General features: G+C 51.2%; 14 protein-coding genes and 1 pseudogene. 14 read left to right on the top strand and 1 reads right to left on the bottom strand.

Going from position 1 to position 17,907, the window contains the following annotated elements:
- The first annotated feature begins 146 nt into the window (after window positions 1-146).
- The 14 genes from QP794_RS32640 (at window position 147) to QP794_RS32575 (ending at window position 17,508) form a co-directional block, all read left to right on the top strand.
- The gene (locus QP794_RS32640; RefSeq protein WP_079348792.1) at window positions 147-1,100 is read left to right on the top strand and encodes a DUF1177 domain-containing protein; all 954 of its coding nucleotides are present in this window, start codon (window positions 147-149) and stop codon (window positions 1,098-1,100) included.
- A gap of 98 nt (window positions 1,101-1,198) precedes the next feature.
- Window positions 1,199-1,870, top strand: a complete 672-nt coding sequence (locus QP794_RS32635; RefSeq protein WP_285080787.1) for an AroM family protein — start codon at window positions 1,199-1,201, stop codon at window positions 1,868-1,870.
- A gap of 19 nt (window positions 1,871-1,889) precedes the next feature.
- On the top strand, window positions 1,890-2,846 hold the full coding sequence (locus tag QP794_RS32630) for an aminopeptidase (protein WP_285080786.1): 957 nt from the start codon (window positions 1,890-1,892) through the stop codon (window positions 2,844-2,846).
- Window positions 2,847-3,071: 225 nt separating this feature from the next.
- On the top strand, window positions 3,072-3,704 hold the full coding sequence (locus QP794_RS32625) for an aspartate/glutamate racemase family protein (RefSeq protein ID WP_285080785.1): 633 nt from the start codon (window positions 3,072-3,074) through the stop codon (window positions 3,702-3,704).
- A gap of 403 nt (window positions 3,705-4,107) precedes the next feature.
- Window positions 4,108-5,640, top strand: a complete 1,533-nt coding sequence (locus QP794_RS32620) for a PucR family transcriptional regulator (protein ID WP_285080784.1) — start codon at window positions 4,108-4,110, stop codon at window positions 5,638-5,640.
- A 311-nt stretch (window positions 5,641-5,951) separates the two neighbouring features.
- On the top strand, window positions 5,952-6,962 hold the full coding sequence (locus QP794_RS32615; protein WP_285080783.1) for an ABC transporter permease: 1,011 nt from the start codon (window positions 5,952-5,954) through the stop codon (window positions 6,960-6,962).
- Window positions 6,963-7,013: 51 nt separating this feature from the next.
- Window positions 7,014-7,889: an ABC transporter permease gene (locus tag QP794_RS32610; RefSeq protein ID WP_285080795.1), complete on the top strand. Its 876-nt coding sequence runs from the start codon at window positions 7,014-7,016 to the stop codon at window positions 7,887-7,889.
- A 260-nt stretch (window positions 7,890-8,149) separates the two neighbouring features.
- On the top strand, window positions 8,150-9,733 hold the full coding sequence (locus QP794_RS32605; protein WP_285080781.1) for an ABC transporter substrate-binding protein: 1,584 nt from the start codon (window positions 8,150-8,152) through the stop codon (window positions 9,731-9,733).
- 96 nt (window positions 9,734-9,829) lie between these two features.
- Entirely contained in the window at window positions 9,830-11,167 is a 1,338-nt protein-coding gene (locus QP794_RS32600; protein ID WP_285080780.1) for a M20 family metallopeptidase, read from the top strand.
- 115 nt (window positions 11,168-11,282) lie between these two features.
- Window positions 11,283-12,260, top strand: a complete 978-nt coding sequence (locus tag QP794_RS32595; RefSeq protein ID WP_285080779.1) for an ABC transporter ATP-binding protein — start codon at window positions 11,283-11,285, stop codon at window positions 12,258-12,260.
- A complete protein-coding gene (locus QP794_RS32590) occupies window positions 12,257-13,219 on the top strand; it encodes an ABC transporter ATP-binding protein (protein WP_285080794.1) in 963 nt (320 codons plus the stop codon). Before QP794_RS32595 ends, QP794_RS32590 begins: the two co-directional genes overlap by 4 nt.
- Window positions 13,204-13,440, top strand: coding sequence for a hypothetical protein (locus QP794_RS32585; protein ID WP_285080778.1), 237 nt, complete (start codon window positions 13,204-13,206; stop codon window positions 13,438-13,440). The genes QP794_RS32590 and QP794_RS32585 overlap by 16 nt, the downstream gene beginning before the upstream one ends.
- 140 nt (window positions 13,441-13,580) lie before the next feature.
- On the top strand, window positions 13,581-14,021 hold the full coding sequence (locus QP794_RS32580) for a chemotaxis protein CheW (protein ID WP_285080777.1): 441 nt from the start codon (window positions 13,581-13,583) through the stop codon (window positions 14,019-14,021).
- A gap of 283 nt (window positions 14,022-14,304) precedes the next feature.
- Entirely contained in the window at window positions 14,305-17,508 is a 3,204-nt protein-coding gene (locus tag QP794_RS32575) for a DEAD/DEAH box helicase (RefSeq protein WP_285080776.1), read from the top strand.
- A gap of 3 nt (window positions 17,509-17,511) precedes the next feature.
- Here QP794_RS32575 and QP794_RS32570 read toward each other — a convergent pair.
- Window positions 17,512-17,907 (bottom strand): annotated as a pseudogene (locus tag QP794_RS32570) (hypothetical protein); the annotation flags it as partial.

Here is a 17,907-nt window from a genome sequence, read left to right as displayed (position 1 = left end):
ATGAATGAAAGCGTTATTTTCACTCCCATTTATACTTGTCGCACAATAAAACGATGCTCATTTTGGCAAGGCGGTACATTGTGACCCTCTTCTGAACTGCGATAGACTTGATTTCAAGATCAACAGCCAAGAGGAGGATGTGTACGATGCCACTTCAAAAAACGTTATTGGCACTGGACGCGCTGGACAGCGCTTATGTAAATGGTGAGAGTGTAAAGCAATTATTTGTTCAATATCCACAGGTTTCGGTTGAAGTGCTGACGGTACAAGGGGAAAAGGGAAGTACGGATTTTGTTAAAATCATCATCCCCGGTACGGACGGCAAGCTGTCCGGAGGGCAGGCCCCGACGATGGGAATTGTCGGACGACTGGGTGGAATCGGTGCCCGTCCAACACGCATCGGACTCGTGTCGGATGCCGATGGCGCCGTCGCTGCTGTCGCAGCAGGACTGAAACTCGCCGATATGCAGACCAAGGGTGATTCGCTCAAGGGAGATGTCATTGTGACGACGCATATCTGTCCGGATGCCCCTACTCTTCCGCATGAGCCGGTTGATTTTATGGACTCTCCGGTCGACATTTTGCAGATGAATGAGCATGAGGTTCTGCCCGAGATGGAAGCCATCCTGTCCATTGATACCACCAAAGGAAACCGGGTGATTAACCATAAAGGCATCGCCATTTCGCCAACGGTGAAAGAGGGATACATTTTACGGGTAAGTGACGATTTGCTCCGAATCATGGAGATGACCACAGGGCAGCTACCGGTGACTTTCCCGATTACGACGCAGGATATTACGCCTTATGGCAATGACTTATACCATATCAATTCCATTTTGCAGCCAGCTGTGGCTACCCATGCACCCGTTGTAGGCGTAGCTATAACCGCTCAATCTGCAGTCCCGGGATGCGGCACAGGAGCGAGCCATGAGGTTGATATTGCAAGCGCAGTTCGTTTGGTCGTGGAGACAGCCAAGGAATTCACGAATGGCACCTGTTCGTTCTACAACGAGGAGGAATATAACCTGATTACTCGTCTGTATGGATCGATGAAAGTGCTTCAGACCCCGGGGATACAGCAGGCCGCTCCTTCTGCATAGTTTAATCCGAGAAGGTCACGATTGATGCGGCAGGTAGAAATGCTGCTATGGATAAACGTGGCATCTACCAGCCGATCTGATATGTAGGAGGCTATAAGATGATTAAGCAGCTTGGCATGATTACGATTGGACAAGCTCCACGGACCGATGTTGCGCCTGTCATTGAGAAGCATCTGGAGGGGCGGGCCGAACTTGTTCAGGTCGGGTTGTTGGACGGACTGTCGGCAGCACAGATTGTTAAGCTGGCACCGGAGCCTGGTGATTATGTCCTGACTTCCCGTCTGCTGGACGGCAGTGCAGCCATCGTATCCCGTGAAAAAATCAGGCCGATATTGGATTGCAAAATCCGTGAGATCGAAGCCTTGGGCATCTCCAATGTTTTGTTGCTGTGCACAGGTTCATTCCCGGGTCTGCGTTCAGCCGAGGTGCACCTTATTGAACCTGATCGCATTATTCCTCCAGCCGTACAGGCGATGGCCGATGGCCGACGTCTCGGGCTTATCGGGCCATTACCCGAGCAAGGCGGACAGCTCGATCTGAAGTTTTCTTCCCTGGTCCAGCCTGCATTTGCCGCAGCTTCTCCCTACACATCCGGCGAAGCCGAATTCCGTCAGGCGGCTGAATCACTGAAGGGACGTGTTGAACTCATTTTACTGGATTGCATGGGGTATGATGAGCGCCACCGTCAGTGGGTTGCCAATGCCAGCGCAGGAATCCCGGTCATTTTGTCGAATGCTCTAATGGGTAAGCTAGTAGCGGAAATGGTCTGACACAGGAGGAGACGAACAGATGAATCAGCAACGAATTGACGTCAGTAAAAATGTTTTGGTGGAATGCCTTGGACTTCGCAGTGGTGAGACGCTGGCTGTCGTGGCGGATGATGCCAAGAGAGAACTGGCCGAATCCATATATGAGGCTGGCAAGGCATTGGGAGCGGATGCGGTGCTAATGGTGATGAAGGAACGAAGCAAATCCGGTGAAGAGCCGCCTGCACCGATTGCCGAAGCGATGAAGCGTGCAGATGTTGCCGTATGCGTAACCCGCTATTCACTAACCCATACGCAGGCTCGTAAACAGGCGGCAGCTGCTGCTGGAACTCGGGTAGCGACGATGCCGGGTATGACGGACGATATGTTCATGAACGGCGCTATCACCGCAGAATATCCCAAAGTGAAGGCTTTGACAGATAAGGTCACAGCCATGCTAAGTGCAGGCAGCAGCGTCCGCATCGAGAAAGATGGACACCAGCTGTCGTTCTCCATACAGGGACGCAATGGCGTACCGAGTACAGGAATGTACCTCAAGCCAGGTGAGTCCGGCAATTTGCCTTCCGGCGAAGCGTATATCGCCCCCGTTGAAGGTATTGGAGAGGGTGAAATCCTGGTGGACGGCTCAATCGCAGGAATAGGTGCGATCAGCGAACCTGTTCTATTGACGGTTAGAGAGGGCCGCCTTATTACGGCAACTGGCGCTGAAGGAGACAAGTTGTTATCCATGCTGGGCGAAGGTGATGGTCGGATTCTTGGGGAATTCGGCATTGGTACCAATGACAAGGCTCGAATTACAGGTGTTGTCCTGGAGGACGAGAAAGTCTACGGCACGATTCATGTTGCTTTTGGCAGTAACAATACCTTTGGTGGCACAGTTGCAGCTGGGGTTCATATTGATGCCGTTGTGCAGAAACCGGATGTGTATGTTGATGATGTGCTTATTATGCGTCAGGGAGAATTGCTCGATCAGAAATAGAGCAGAAAAATCAAGAGATATCCTTGTGGATCAAAGAAAAGGTGTATGAGAGCGTACACAACATATCCACAATGGGGACCGATGCGTAAATTACGCGGTAGGTTTGGCGACAAATACACAACATATTCACAATATATAAATAGTTATCCACATAACTGGGGGTAACTATCAACAGTTTGTGGGTAACATACGCACAAGATATCCACAGCCTGGGGAGGAATGCCGATGTTGGGTCTTATCAGAGTGATTACGCTTCATCATGAAGAGGATATCCACAGACACGGGGCATTGATTGAAGGGCGATATGGCGTTCCGGTTCGGAGTCGCTGTATTCCCGATCAACCGCTGGGGGTATATGATCAGGCCACAGAGCTTCAATCGATTCCCAAAATTGTGGATCTGGCGCGGGAACTCAAACAGGAAGGCTGTACCGCTATCGGTATCAGTTGTGCAGCCGATCCAGCTCTTGCAGACATACGTTCCGCTGTTCACATCCCCGTCTATGGTGCTGGATCATGTGCTGCACATCTTGCGCTTACTTCAGCAGCGCGAGTAGGCGTATTGACCATCCTGAAGGAAGTGCCACTCCTGATTCGAGGAATACTGGGTGATGCCTATATTGGGATGGAGCGTCCCGAAGGTGTGGTAACTACGCTGGATCTCAACACGCCACAAGGGCGAATCGCGGCAATGGAAGCCGCCAGAAGACTGAAGGCGGAGGGCGCCGAGTCCATCGTTCTTGCGTGCACCGGTTTTGCCACGATGGGTTTCGCCATGGAAGTGGAAAAAGAACTGCATATCCGAGCGCTTGACCCGATCTATTCATTAGGGGCAGCCGTGTCTGCATTGAATGTGTGATCAAGGGCGTGCGGGATGTTTGCTATTGGCTGACTTTTAGGTTTGTAGGGTTTGAATTCTAACGCCGATGCTAGGGTGAATAACTGCATCGGCGTTATTTGTGCTGGATAAAGGGTGTCGGGTGTGATGGGAGTAGCGCGGCGAATGTATGCAAAGGGGGTATGTATAATGTATTCTGTTTTATTTTGATGTGGCGCGATAAAGCGATGAGTTTATTTTTAATGTCATTAACTACATCTAACAACGTATTATTATTACTTTATTTTGTGAAATCATTTCATTTTATATGGATATCACAGAATTTCCCGTTTTTTTTGAATAGATAGTCTGGTAAACTATCCAAAAAAATGAGATGCAGTATGCAAGAATGATATGCAAATCTGGCTCAGGGTGGTCGATAGGCTTGAAAACGACAGGTATAACATTGAAGGAACTGTTGAATATTCCTATACTCAGCAAGGCCAAAGTCATTAGCGGACACCAGGGATTGGATCGGGTTGTGCGGTTCGTGGATATTATGGAGGTGCCCGATCTGCAAGGATGGTTGCGAGAAGGCATGCTTATGCTGACAACAGCCTATTCGATTCGCGATAATCCCGGGTTGCTCGGAGAACTGATTTATACGCTTAATGAAGCCGGGGCTGCTGCTTTGGCCATCAAGCCAGCGCGTTTCCTCAAAGAAATCCCGAAAGAAGCCGTTGCAGCCAGTAATGACTGCGGTTTGCCCATCATTGAGATTCCTCCGGAAATACCCTACATGGATATTACGCAGCCTGTTATGGAATTGGTACTGGATCGACAGGCCGCACTGCTTCGCAGGTCAGAGGAAGTATATCGGACGCTGATGACCATGGTGCTTGAAAACAGCGGGATTCAGGCTGTAGGAGACAATGTGGCTGAACTGCTTCAGGCACCTGTAGGTGTTATCGATAATGCGGGACAGATGATTGTGTCTTCACCACCGGATTATGACTGGAAGGAAGCTGTGGACCCACTCGTATGGGAGATTAATCTGGATCGGCGCAAGGTTGCTCGGCTGCTGGTGGACAAGGACTCCCTGGATGAGATGGAACAAGTCGGCATTGAACAGGCCAGACTGGTACTATCGCTGGAATTGATGAGGAACAAGGTGGCGGAAGATACCGAATTGCGTCTTCGAGGCAATTTCATCGACGAGCTGCTGACACCCCCTCTACTGTTACCGCATGAAGCTGAATCGAGAGGTCGCAAGCTCGGCATGAATCCGGAGCATTTATGGGAAGTGGCCGTGATAGAAGGGGAGACGGCTCCGGATGAAGACCTGTTGACTGAATTGCTTGGTCAGGAGGCCAGAAAACGGAGAGTAGCGCCTCATATTGAGTTCCGGACCAACAGGGCAGTCCTCTTTTTGCCAACACCGGAGTCCAGGGATGCAGTGTGGATGGATGACGTTCAATCCTGGACCGATACCATTGGGCTATGGCTCGAAGATCCTGCCAACAAGCTTGGACAGTTCAGGACAGGCGTGGGCACCCAAGTTCCACTTTGGAATATGCATCAAAGCTATGGGGAGGCCAGGAATGCCCTGATGGTATCCTCCCGTTTGTCGGGTGGGCGTACAACCCGGTTTGAGGATGTGGAGGTATATCATTTGCTGAGTGAAACGGCGAATGATCCGGGTTTTGCGGCATTGTTTGAGCGGAAGCTGGGAAAATTGCGGGCTTATGACGATGAACACAGTGGTGACTTGCTGCGGACCTTTTTTTATTATCTGGAAAGCAGGGGGAGCCTGATCGAGACAGCAAATCGCCTCTATATTCACCGGAATTCCGTGAAATACCGGCTGGAGCGTATCCGGGATATTACAGGCTTCGACCTGAACCAGCCGCGTGAACAATTTGTCTGTCATCTGTGTCTTGTGTATTACTACATGAAGCAGGATAAACAAGAGGTGTAGGTCCTACCAATCGGGCACTTGCTTTTCAGCAAAATCAACAATGGAGGATATGGTAGATATAGGTCGAAAAATAGCGAACTATGTCTTAGAGTGTAATTTAACATAACATTAATAGGAGACATTAGTGCACAATCGACAAACGGTTGTGCTTTTTTTTAGCTAAAAGGGACGTAGTTCGACGCAAGGATTATAGGTAAAATAAGCACAATTACAAAGAAGAGACGGATGAACAGACAAGTTTTCTAGACTGGGCCGTCCACAGAGAACCGTAAAACAGCAAGTGAGACATCAGAGTTAAAGGGGTTGATCGATTGTTTGCTTACACGCTCCGAAGGCTGCTGCAGATGATTCCGGCGCTGATCGGCATTGTGGTGATTACCTTCATCCTGTCCCGCGTTCTTCCGGGAGATCCGGCCATTGTCATGGCTGGCGAACAGGCCACGGATGATGTCATTGCCAAAATCCGAATGGACATGGGATTGGACAAGCCATTATTTGTACAATTTTTTAGCTACGTGGGACAGTTGCTTCAAGGCAATCTGGGCTTCGCCTACCATACTGGTCATACGGTGCTGAGTGATTTCGCCACCCGCTTTCCGGCAACCATTGAGCTGACGCTGGCCAGTGTGATTATAGCCATCTGTGTTGCGATTCCGGTAGGTATCATCGCCGCAACTCGAAAAGAGTCCTTTATGGACCACATCTCCAGAGTGTTCTCCCTGATTGGAGCATGTGTACCGATCTTCTGGCTGGGACTGCTATTTATTTACATCTTCTATTCCATCCTTGGCTGGGCTCCAGCTCCAATGGGACGCATTAGCGGGGACCTCAATCCGCCGACGCATATCACCGGATTGTACGTGATAGACAGTCTTATGACCGGAGATATGGTTGCACTCAAAAGCAGTCTTGCACATTTGCTGCTCCCGGCGATATGCCTAAGCACAGGAACGATGGCGATTGTAGCGCGTATGACCAGATCCAGCATGCTGGAAGTCATCGGACAGGATTATGTGCGTACTGCACGAGCCAAGGGCTTGAGTGAAACCGCTGTCGTCGGCAAACACACCCTGATCAATGCTCTGATTCCCACGTTGACCGTACTTGGCCTTCAGTTCGGTGGATTACTCGGTGGTGCGGTAATTACGGAAACGATCTTTTCCTGGCCTGGTGTCGGCGGTTATGTCACAGATTCGATTCTGGCTGCCGATTATGCACCAATTCAGGCGTTCACACTCGTAAGTGCCATTCTGTTCAGCTTTATAAATCTGGCGGTGGATCTGGTCTATGGATTGATAGATCCACGAATCCGTTATGAATAGGGTTGCCGCGAAAGGAGGAGTACCGCTGTGAGTACTGCCGCACCGACTTCCATGGGAACCAAACCTGTACCAGCGGTTGTTCCCAAACCCAAAACCTTTTTGAGACTGTTGCTTCGCAATCGGCTCGCTGTCATTGGTCTGACCTTTATTGTCATGTGGACTGTCATTGCTGCTATTGCGCCGTGGATTGCCCCTTATGATCCGTACGTGACGAATACGGCTGTGAAGCTGGAATCCCCGTCAGGTGGTCACTGGTTTGGTACGGATAACTATGGCCGGGACATTCTGAGTCGTGTTCTGTATGGAGCCAGAATAAGCATTTGGACGGGCTTGATTGCCGTCAGCATCTCGTTTGTAATAGGGGTTCCGCTTGGTGGAATTGCTGCTTATTACGGTGGACGTACTGGCAATATCATTATGCGGGTGATGGATGTACTGCTTGCCTTTCCCTCGCTGGTCCTCTCCATGGCCATTGCGGCTTCAATTGGCAACGGACTGACGAGTGCCATGATTGCTGTAGGGATTGTCGGCATTCCTGAGTTTGCCAGATTGATGTATGGACAGACGGTATCCTTGCGCGAGAAGGAGTACGTGGAGGCCAGCAGAGCCATTGGTGTAAGGGACAGAGTGATTCTGTTTCGCCACATTTTGCCGAATGCTTTGGCACCGCTGTTGGTACAGGCCACACTCGGTATGGGTTTTGCCATTCTGACGGCATCCAGTTTGAGCTTTCTCGGTCTTGGTGTTAAACCGCCTACAGCCGAATGGGGAGCCATGATCTCTGAAGGTCGGGAGTATATCATTTCCGGACAATGGTGGCTCGTGACGTTCCCTGGGCTGGCTATAGCCACATCCATTCTTGGCTTTAACCTGCTCGGCGATGGTTTCCGTGATGTACTGGACCCAAGGTTGCGTTCGGGAAAATAGAGGATGGTCACATCTGCCTCTACAGAACCGATTCATAGATAGCTGATGGGGGAACTGATTTGCGGGGAATGTCTGAGATAAGGGCATGCAAGGTTCCCTCACCGGCAGTAGGCGGATCGAATGCTGCTGCGGTTGGTATCAGGAAAATAAGCAAACTGCTTATCAGGTACTGGTGCACACATTCGCTCTGTCTAATAAAAGCTGCAACGTTTTACAGTATCACATCATAAGACTGGTTCAAAAAGGGGAGGAAACTAAAAATGAAAAAGCTCAAATGGTTTTCTGCAATGATTGCTCTTACCGTTGTTCTTGGCGGCTGTGCCAGCAATGCCAACCAGCAGCCTGCGGCATCCGGCTCAGGAGAGAATACGAAGCCCGCGCCTACACTGACGGTTGCTTACTCTGAGGGTGGAACTACGATGGACCCGGCGGAGGCGAATGACCTGACCTCGGATACATTGGTTCTGGCAACCTATGACCAGTTGGTAACCTATGGTGTCAAAACGGTAGATGGTGCTGACGTTGCCAACACAGAGGATATTCAGCCGATGCTCGCCGAGAGCTGGGAAGTGTCTGATGACAATATGACGTATACATTCAAAATCAAAAGCAATTTGAAATTCCAAAGTGGAAATCCGGTCAATGCGGATGCAGTTGTGTACTCTTTTGACCGTGTAGCGAAGTCCAGCTCCGGCAGCTTTCTATACGGAATGGCGGACATTAAGAGTGTGACTGCCAAGGATGACTCCACCGTCGAGATCGTACTGAATAAAGCAAACCACATGTTCACCCAAATCATTGCCATGTATACCTTCTCCATTGTGGACCAGAAGTTGGTCGAGGAAAAAGGTGACGATTATTTGAAAACAAATGCGGCCGGATCAGGACCGTTCACGCTTGAAAAATGGGACCCGGCCAGTGAAGCGGTCTTCCAGGCCAACAACGACTACTGGCAAGGTGCACCGAAGCTCAGCAAAGTCACACTGAAATTCACGAAAGAAGCCTCCAACCGTGTGCTGCTGCTGAACAAAAGTGACGTAGACATGGCGATCGAGATTCCTCCCAAAGATGTTGCGGCTTTGCAGGAGAACAGTAATTTAACCATCAAGTCGAATGCGAGTAACCGCATTTTGTTCTTCGCGATGAACAACAATGTCAAACCGTTTGATAATGAAAAAGTGCGTCAGGCCATCAGCTATGCGATCCCGTATGACCAATTAATCAACGATGTTATGTACGGTCAGGCCAAAGAGATGAAGAGTGCTGTAGCAAGCAACACACCAGGTTTTACGGATGCAGGCTATGTGTACGAGTACAATCTGGACAAAGCCAAGGAATTGTTGAAAGAAGCAGGTTATGCGGAAGGGTTCAGCTTTGACTTTACCCTCGGTTCCGGATTTGATGATTGGGAATATGACGCGGTTCTGATCCAAGCTGAGTTGGCCAAAATCGGTGTCAAAATGAACATTAACAAAGTGGCTCGTGCTCAGTTCCTGGAACAGCAAAAAGACGGGAATTTAGTCTCTTACATCTCCAAATGGACTTCTTTTGTTAACGATCCTGGATACCACCTGGGCTTCCTGCTCTACGGTGAAGGCTCATCCAACTACATTCATTACAACAATGCGGAAGTGAACAAACTGTGGGAAGAAGCAGGCTCCGAACCGGATCAGGCGAAACGCAACGAACTGTACATGAAGGCACAGGAGATCATTACGACGGAAGCGCCATGGGCATATCTTTACGAATACAACCGGGTTGTTGGCATGAATAACAAAGTCAGCGGATATGTGTATTACCCGGATGAGGTTCTCCGTTTCTATCCACTTAGCAAAGAGCAGTAATTGAACGGACGTCTCGGGGGACAGGCAATTATGCCTGTCTTCTGACGATTCGTATTGACCACAATACAACCCATATTTGGAAGGAGCCTGATCAGGATGGATTGGAAAAGGAAGGTACTTGATGCAATTGAGGAAGGCCAGGACGAATTACTGGAGCTATGTTCACAATTGATCCGTTTTCCCACGGAGAATCCTCCAGGAGATTCGCGTGAGATTAGTGCTTTTATTATCGAATATCTGCATCAGGCTGGAATCGACACCAAAGTACACGCGGCAACGGAAACCATGTTTAACCTGATCTCGACGTTGAATGGAGAAGGCGCAGACAAGTCAGATAAACATCTCATTTTCTGTGGTCATACAGACGTTGTGCCAGCCGGGGATCTCTCCCGTTGGGATTTTGATCCGTTCTGCGGCGAAATCAAGGACGGATACATGCTTGGACGCGGAGCATCCGACATGAAGGGCGGACTTGCGGGCCTGATCTATGCAACGGTTATTCTGGCGAAGCTGGGTGTGCCTTTGCGTGGTGACCTGTCGCTGATGATTGTCCCGGATGAAGAAACAGGTGGTGATCTGGGGGTGCCGTGGGTGCTCGAACGTGGTCTTGCAACCGGAACCGCCGCAGTAATCGCTGAACCTTCCAGCCCGCAGCATCCAACGATTGGACAAAAGGGGAGCTGCTGGTTCGAGTTCACGGTGGAAGGCACGCCGGGTCATGGCAGTTTGCAGCCCATTGTAGGGGATAACGCGATTGTGAAGGCAGCCAAAGGCATTGAAGCCTTGCAGCGGCTGTGGGACATCAAGCCGGACATCCCGGAAGAAGTAAAGGATATTATCCGCATCTCGCAGGAGTATGCGCGTGACCGCGAACAGGCAGGTCTGGCCTATCAGGTGTTCGACCATGTCACGGTAAATATCGGTTCAATTCAGGGTGGAACCAAGGTGAATGTGGTTGCGGATCGCTGCACTGTTCAGGTGGATTCGCGTGTCCCATTTGGTGTGGATTACCGGGATGTGCTCGATCGTGCCCGCTCGCTGCTGCTTGAAGCGGGAATTGAGTCAGAGCTGAAGCCGTTTGGCTTTCAGGGCAACGCAAACTGGACTCCAGCGCATGAACCGATCGTTAGCCAACTGGTGGAGAGCATCAGCGAAGTGAGCGGCGAAGAGGCGTACGGTGTGCTTCAATGGGCATCCAGCGATGCACGCCACTTCCGCAATCATCAGATTCCGGTCTTGCAATATGGTCCGGCAGAGCTGTGCACGATTCACAATTTTAATGAAAAAGCACCCGTGTGGCAGATTATCCAGTGTGCCAAAGTGTATGCCCTCAGCGCGCTTAAATATTTGGGTGTGGAAGGTCTGGAAGAGGAGACCGCATCTAAGGTTTTGAACGAAGCATCTTCGGAAGGAGCTGCGACCTTCAAGCGTTAATTCTTTTCGGGAGAGAAGGACGGTTGGAGAACCAAGCTGAATGAACGACGGAGTGGTAGGGACATGTGTACGGGTGTAGAAGATTCAGAATGTAATGGTATGGGAGGGGAACAACATGACTGCACTGCTCGAAGTTTCGGATTTGCGGACAGAGTTTATCACGGATGCAGGCGTCATCCGCGCCGTGGACGGGATCAGCCTTTCCATACGGCAGGGTGAGACGCTGGGTATTGTCGGAGAGTCAGGATGCGGGAAAAGTATTACCTCGTTATCGATTATGCAGCTGCTCCCCAAGAAGATAGGCCGTGTGGCGTCCGGACAAGTCCGTTTTCAGGGGAAAGATATGCTCAAGCTGTCCGGAAGGGAGATTCGCCGGATTCGGGGCAACCGAATGGCGATGATCTTTCAGGAGCCGATGACCTCACTTAATCCGGTATTCAAAGTCGGCAAACAAATTTCTGAGGCGGCACGATACCATCTGAAGCTGGGCAAAAAAGAGGCTTGGGCACGGTCGGTTGAGATGCTGCGCAAAGTCGGTATTCCCCGTCCTGATAAAATTGCAGAACAATACCCGCACCAGCTCTCAGGTGGAATGCGCCAGCGGGTGATGATCGCCATGGCGATGGTATGCAGCCCGCAGCTGCTCATCGCGGATGAACCGACAACGGCTCTTGATGTGACCATCCAGGCGCAAATTTTGGACTTGATGCGTGACCTCCAGCGGACGGAAAATATGGCAATCATGATGATTACCCACGATCTTGGCGTTGTAGCTGAGATGTGTGATCGTGTCATGGTGATGTATGCCGGACAAGTGGTGGAAGAGACGGATGTCAAAACCCTTTTTGCCGATCCCAAGCATCCGTATACCCGCGGTTTGCTCGCTTCACTGCCACAGCTTGCGGGAGATCAGGATCGTCTTCAGTCCATCCCGGGTCAGGTGCCGAATCCGGCCCATATGCCGTCAGGCTGCCGTTTTGCCCCTCGATGTCCGGTGAAGGAAGCACGATGCGAGACGATAGAGCCCGAATTACTGGAGACAGCACCAAGTCACAGCTGCCGCTGTCTGCTGCAACAGGAGGGGATCATATGAGTGCGATACTGGAAGTCAGAAATCTGAAGAAGCACTATCCGATCCGCAAGGGCCTATTCTCCAAACAGGTCGGTGCCGTCAAAGCAGTCGATGGTGTTACGTTGTCCGTGGAGCGGGGTGAGACGCTTGCCGTGGTCGGAGAGTCCGGTTGTGGCAAATCCACCACAGGTCGTGCAATTTTGCGCCTGATTGAGCCGACGGATGGCGAGGTGTTCTTCGAAGGCAAGGATGTACGAAAGCTGCCCCCAGAAGAGCTGCGCCGTTTCCGAACGGATATGCAGATGGTGTTCCAGGACCCGTATGCCTCACTCGATCCGCGCTGGACGGTACAACGTACACTGGAGGAGCCGCTGATCACCTATCACAAGTTGGGAAAAAACGAGCTGAAAAGCCGAATCGAAGAGCTGATGGAAGTAGTCGGATTGTCTCCCTATCAGGCACACCGCTTCCCACACGAGTTCTCGGGTGGACAACGCCAGCGGATCGGTATTGCTCGTGCCCTCGCCCTGAACCCGAAATTCATTGTGTGTGATGAGCCAGTGTCAGCGCTGGATGTGTCCATTCAGGCACAGGTGCTGAACCTGATGCAGGATCTCCAGGAACAATTCGGACTGACGTATATGTTCATCTCTCATGATCTGTCCGTCGTCAAGTTCATCAGTGATCGTGTAGCGGTTATGTATCTGGGCAAAGTGGTTGAGCTTGCGCCCACATCTGAGTTGTTCACTGAGGCACTGCATCCGTATACCAAAGCATTGATGTCCGCTGTTCCGGTTCCCGATCCGAATGTGCAAAAGGAACGGATCGTCCTGGGCGGCGACGTGCCCAATCCGGAGAATCCCCCGTCCGGCTGTACGTTTCATACCCGTTGTCCGTATGTGAAGGACGAATGTCGATCCGTTATTCCGGATCTGAGGGAGATTTCCCCGGGACGCCAGGTGGCGTGTCATTTGTATTAGGAAGGCTGAAAAGAACCAACCGAAGACACTTTCTTGTCCGCGAATCTGGTGGACATGAAGGTGTTTTTGACGTGGGTATCCTTGTCGAGACCGTTGTTCGATTCGAATTCTCTGCTCTTCCATCAGGACACAAAATCGACATCCATCATTCCGCAGGTAAAAATTTATCTGACATAGACCGATATAATAGTAAAGGCTTGAGCAGCGTGAAGTCCAAGTAGCGGCAAATGAAGGATCTAACGAAAAACGTGAGATCGTGTTCTTGGATCTGTAGATATCGTGCTAAGTAAATTCTCATGGTAAAGATTATGATAATCAAGACTTCCATGAAACTGAAAACAAGAAGGGTTTGGATATAACTATGGATGAGGAAGTTCAAGTTCAATACATTAATTTCTCGATTGGAAATCAGATTTGTGCGCTTCGTATTGATGAAGTTCATGAAATTATCAGAATGCTCCCTGTGACCACGGTTCCTTTTGGCAGTCCCGAAATCAAGGGTTTTACACCTCTGTACGGCAAAGTGGTTTCTGTGGTCAGTGTACGTGTTCTGCTGGGCATGCCTGATGAGGAGCCTACACCTGCCACACGCATCATTGTTGTGCCTTACCACGACGGTTATGTGCCGCTCGTCGTGGATTCCGTGGATTCCGTTGTGACATATGATCGATTTGAAGAGCCTACGGAGGAATATCGTCGTTACACAACAGGAATATTCAAGGAAATCGCCCACAATGACGATCATGAGGCAGGCATTCTTAATCTGGATGTATTGCTGGGCAACTTAACCAGATTGCAGTAAATGCAACTCATAAGTGACATATACAAAGCACATATCGAATGGATTATGAAAATGCTCCTTACCCCTTTCGGGATAAGGGGCATTTTTTTGTGTAAGCATCTTTCTTCAAACGCAAAGGCGTGGCGTGTTTCACCTTTTAATAGGCATACATAATATAGTATGAAGTGGTTCAGAGATGTTTTTTCGAAGTGATGTAGCACTTTTTATGCGTAAACGTTTTTAAATCCGAGCATTTTCGTATATGATGGAGAGTAACAATGCGAAGGGATGACGGGAGACTGTAATGATGCAATCGCTGTATGGAGTATGGCTTGGTGACGTATTTTTTTGTTTTTCCGGTGAAACATCGGAGCCGCGTGTGGATGCATGGAGCCACGTGGTAAGGAAGCTGAATTTTGGCGACGGGGGTCGTCTGTTTCAGCCTGCCGCTCTGCGTCTTGCGGAGCTTCGTTGGCCCAATCCGATGCGTAATGCCGCAGAAGCGAAGGGTACGAAGCGGCGTCAATTGCTCGGACGGACGTTGGAAGGACTGGCAATCTCGCCCAAAGATACATTCAAGCTGCTGCTCCATTGGGATGACAGTATATTGAATGCGGCAGGAATTCAGGCTGGAGAAGAGATTCGCTACTGGGTAAAAGCAGCGCAGTTTACACAGGAACTGCTGCTGCGCGGAGAATTTGCTCCGTCTGCTGAATTTGCCGCCAAGACGGGTGCGCGTCGCCGGACCGGGCAAGAGACGCTGACAGGGGTATGGCGTCCGCGTCTGCTACAGGAAGCGGATGTGGAACGTTTCCGGGAGTTGGCGGAATCCATGCCACCGATCGGCTTGTCTGCCCCCGGAGCATATGCATCTTCTGAACCGGAATCACGGGAGGAAGCGGGAGCGACCGTATTATTTTCATTTATGAGCGGAATGGTTCATGCGGTTGTCACGGGTGAGATGGAAGGCATGGATAGTGAACTGTCTCGTTACCGCACATCTTTCCGGCGTGGCTCCTCTCCAGTAGTGGAGTTGTGGTGGAACAGTCTGATCTCGATGTTCCGCCCGGTGACGGTTCAGGGACCTACGGAAGAAATGGCAGAGCTCATTGGAACGCTGCAAGAAGCTGGTGGTACAGCGAGACCCGTGGTAGGCAGTGAAGAAACGGCTCCCACAGAAGGTGAGCTGAAACTGGTACTGCGGCTGGAACCGCCACTGGGTGATCATGAAACATTGTGGGGGATTACCTTCTGGGCAGATAGTGTGCAGGAATCTGGTCTGAGATTGCCTGCACGCACGATCTGGGCACATCCGGAGCGCGATCTGGATCGAGGGAAGGTGTGTTATAGTTCAGCTGCAGAACAGCTCCTGATGGCACTGGGTCATGCGGCAGAACTGGCACCGGAGCTGGAAACGGCGCTGCTTCATGCTCGACCGGAAGGAATGAAGCTGGAACAGCAAGCCTTTTTTGAATTTTTAACCTATGCTGTGCCTCGACTACAGAAGGCGGGAGTAACGGTATTAATGCCTTCCCGCTGGAGCCGTGCAGGGAAACGCCGCGCCGGATTACGTTTGCAGATGATCAATCGTGGAACAGAAAGACCGCTAGGAGCTCCGTCTGCACTGGGCATGGAGCAGCTGGTTGCCTTCAAGGCAGAACCGATGCTGGACGGGAAACCTGTTACGGCAGAGGAGCTGGCTGCCCTTGCGGAAGCAACAGTGCCTTATGTGATGTTCCGCGGTGAATGGATTGAAGTGGATACGAAAGAGATTCGCCAGGTTCTGCGTTATATGAAAAAAGAAGAAGAACAATATATGCCACTCTCCGAATGGCTGCATCTCGCAGCTGAGGAAGGCGAAGATACCGCATGGAAGGGGCTTTCCGTCTTTGGTGCGGAATCCGAGGGGCTGCTGTCCTTTTTGCTCGACGGACAGGTGCTCCGCAGTATTGAGCCGCGTCAGGTTCCGGCAGAGCTGCATGGCGAGTTGAGACCTTATCAAGAGCGGGGGTACCAATGGTTGTCCGCCATGCGTGAACTCGGTTTCGGTGTATGTCTTGCCGATGATATGGGACTGGGGAAAACGATTCAGGTTATTACCTGCCTGCTGGACTTGAAACATGAGGAACAAGAGGCCGCAGCTGAGGAAGCGCGTGAGCACGAAGCGTTTATGGGGATGGAAGAAGAATCCGCGAACGGTGAACAGCCACATGTGCATGATGCGCATCTGCCAGCACTTATTGTGTGCCCTACCTCGTTGCTCGGGAACTGGCAGCGTGAGCTGAAGCGGTTTGCCCCGAATCTGTCGTTATATATCCATCATGGAGGACAACGCTTGCATGGCAATGCTTTTCAGGCAGAAGCGCAGTCCCATGATATTGTGCTGACGACCTATCATCTGGCAGGCCGGGATGGCCCGGATCTGGCTTCACTGCACTGGTCTACCGTTGTGCTCGATGAGGCGCAATATATTAAGAATTACCGTACGAAGCAAGCGCAAAGCGTCATGCGACTGTCTACGCCGCATCGTATTGCGATGACGGGTACACCAGTGGAGAATCGGCTAAGTGAGCTGTGGTCCATTTTCCAATTCCTCAATCCCGGGTATCTGGGTACGGCTTCTTCATTCCGCCAGCGGTATACAGGAATGGGTCCGTCGGAAGAAAGTGCAGCATCTTTGCGTGAGCTTCATCGGCTGGTATCGCCCTTTATGCTGCGCAGGCTGAAAAGTGATCCGGATATCCGCAAGGATCTGCCGGAGAAGCTGGAGTTAAAATCCTATTGTTCTCTGACACCAGAGCAGACGGTTCTGTATCAGCGAGTGGTGGATGACCTGATGGGCGGATTGGATGGACGAAACGGTATTGCCCGTAAGGGGATTGTATTGTCGTCTCTGACCAAGCTGAAACAGATCTGTGATCATCCTGTACTGGCGGACAGCAGCCGCAAGGATCATGGCAAGGCTGAGGCGTCCGGTAAAATGGAGCGTCTGTTGGAGTTGCTGGATGCAATCCGTGATAACGGTGAATCGGCGCTGATATTCACTCAGTATGTGGCGATGGGGGAACTGCTCGTATCCCGGCTCACACAGCGGTATGAGGAAGAACCGTATTTCCTGCATGGCGGTGTGTCGAAGTCGCAGAGGGATGATATGGTGGAAACCTTCCAAAAAGGGGAGGGGCCGTCTCTGTTTGTCCTGTCTCTCCGTGCCGGGGGTGTGGGCTTGAATCTGACACGTGCGAGCCATGTTGTTCACTACGATCGGTGGTGGAATCCTGCGGTGGAGAATCAGGCAACGGACCGGGTATTCCGGATTGGGCAGAATCGGAACGTGCAGGTGCATAAGCTGATCTGTCAGGGAACTCTGGAGGAACGGATTGATGAGCTGATTGAGAGCAAAAAGGCGCTTTCTGAGCAAGTCGTCGGTTCTGGTGAGAACTGGTTGACCGAAATGTCGGATGATGAGCTGCGCGGCCTGATTTCGCTTCAGGGCGAGACATGGCTGTAAGTTTTAAGATATATAGGGAATATAGAATGTAGAGATAAGGAGGGGGATTGTTGTGAGCGAAAAATGGAATGTAGAGCTGCATATGTCCCCCGGTGGATGGACAGCAGAAGTCAGTGCCGCTGTTGATGCAGGCAAAGAGGCTTCAGCAGCGGCAAGCAAGGCCGAATCAGCCAAAGGCTTGTTCACGGTAACAGGCACGCTGCGGCAGCTTAGTGAGGCTGAACGCGAGGCTGTGCTGGCACAGCTGCGCAAGCGACCACTGTCGCTGTACGCGCTGCTGCGCGGCGGCCCAGCCCCGGCAGAGCTCGCCGGGCTGCTGCCCGCTGCACCGGCGGCTGGGGCCGCGCCTGGCCCAGCCGCCGGCGCAACGCGCGGCGCTGGCGGTGCAGCGGCGTGCAC

This window comes from Paenibacillus sp. UMB7766-LJ446 (assembly GCF_030226665.1).
In the GTDB taxonomy this organism is placed as follows: Bacteria; Bacillota; Bacilli; order Paenibacillales; family Paenibacillaceae; genus Paenibacillus; species Paenibacillus vandeheii.
Note: the sequence above shows the minus strand (reverse complement) of the source record. Positions and strands in the feature narration are given on the sequence as shown.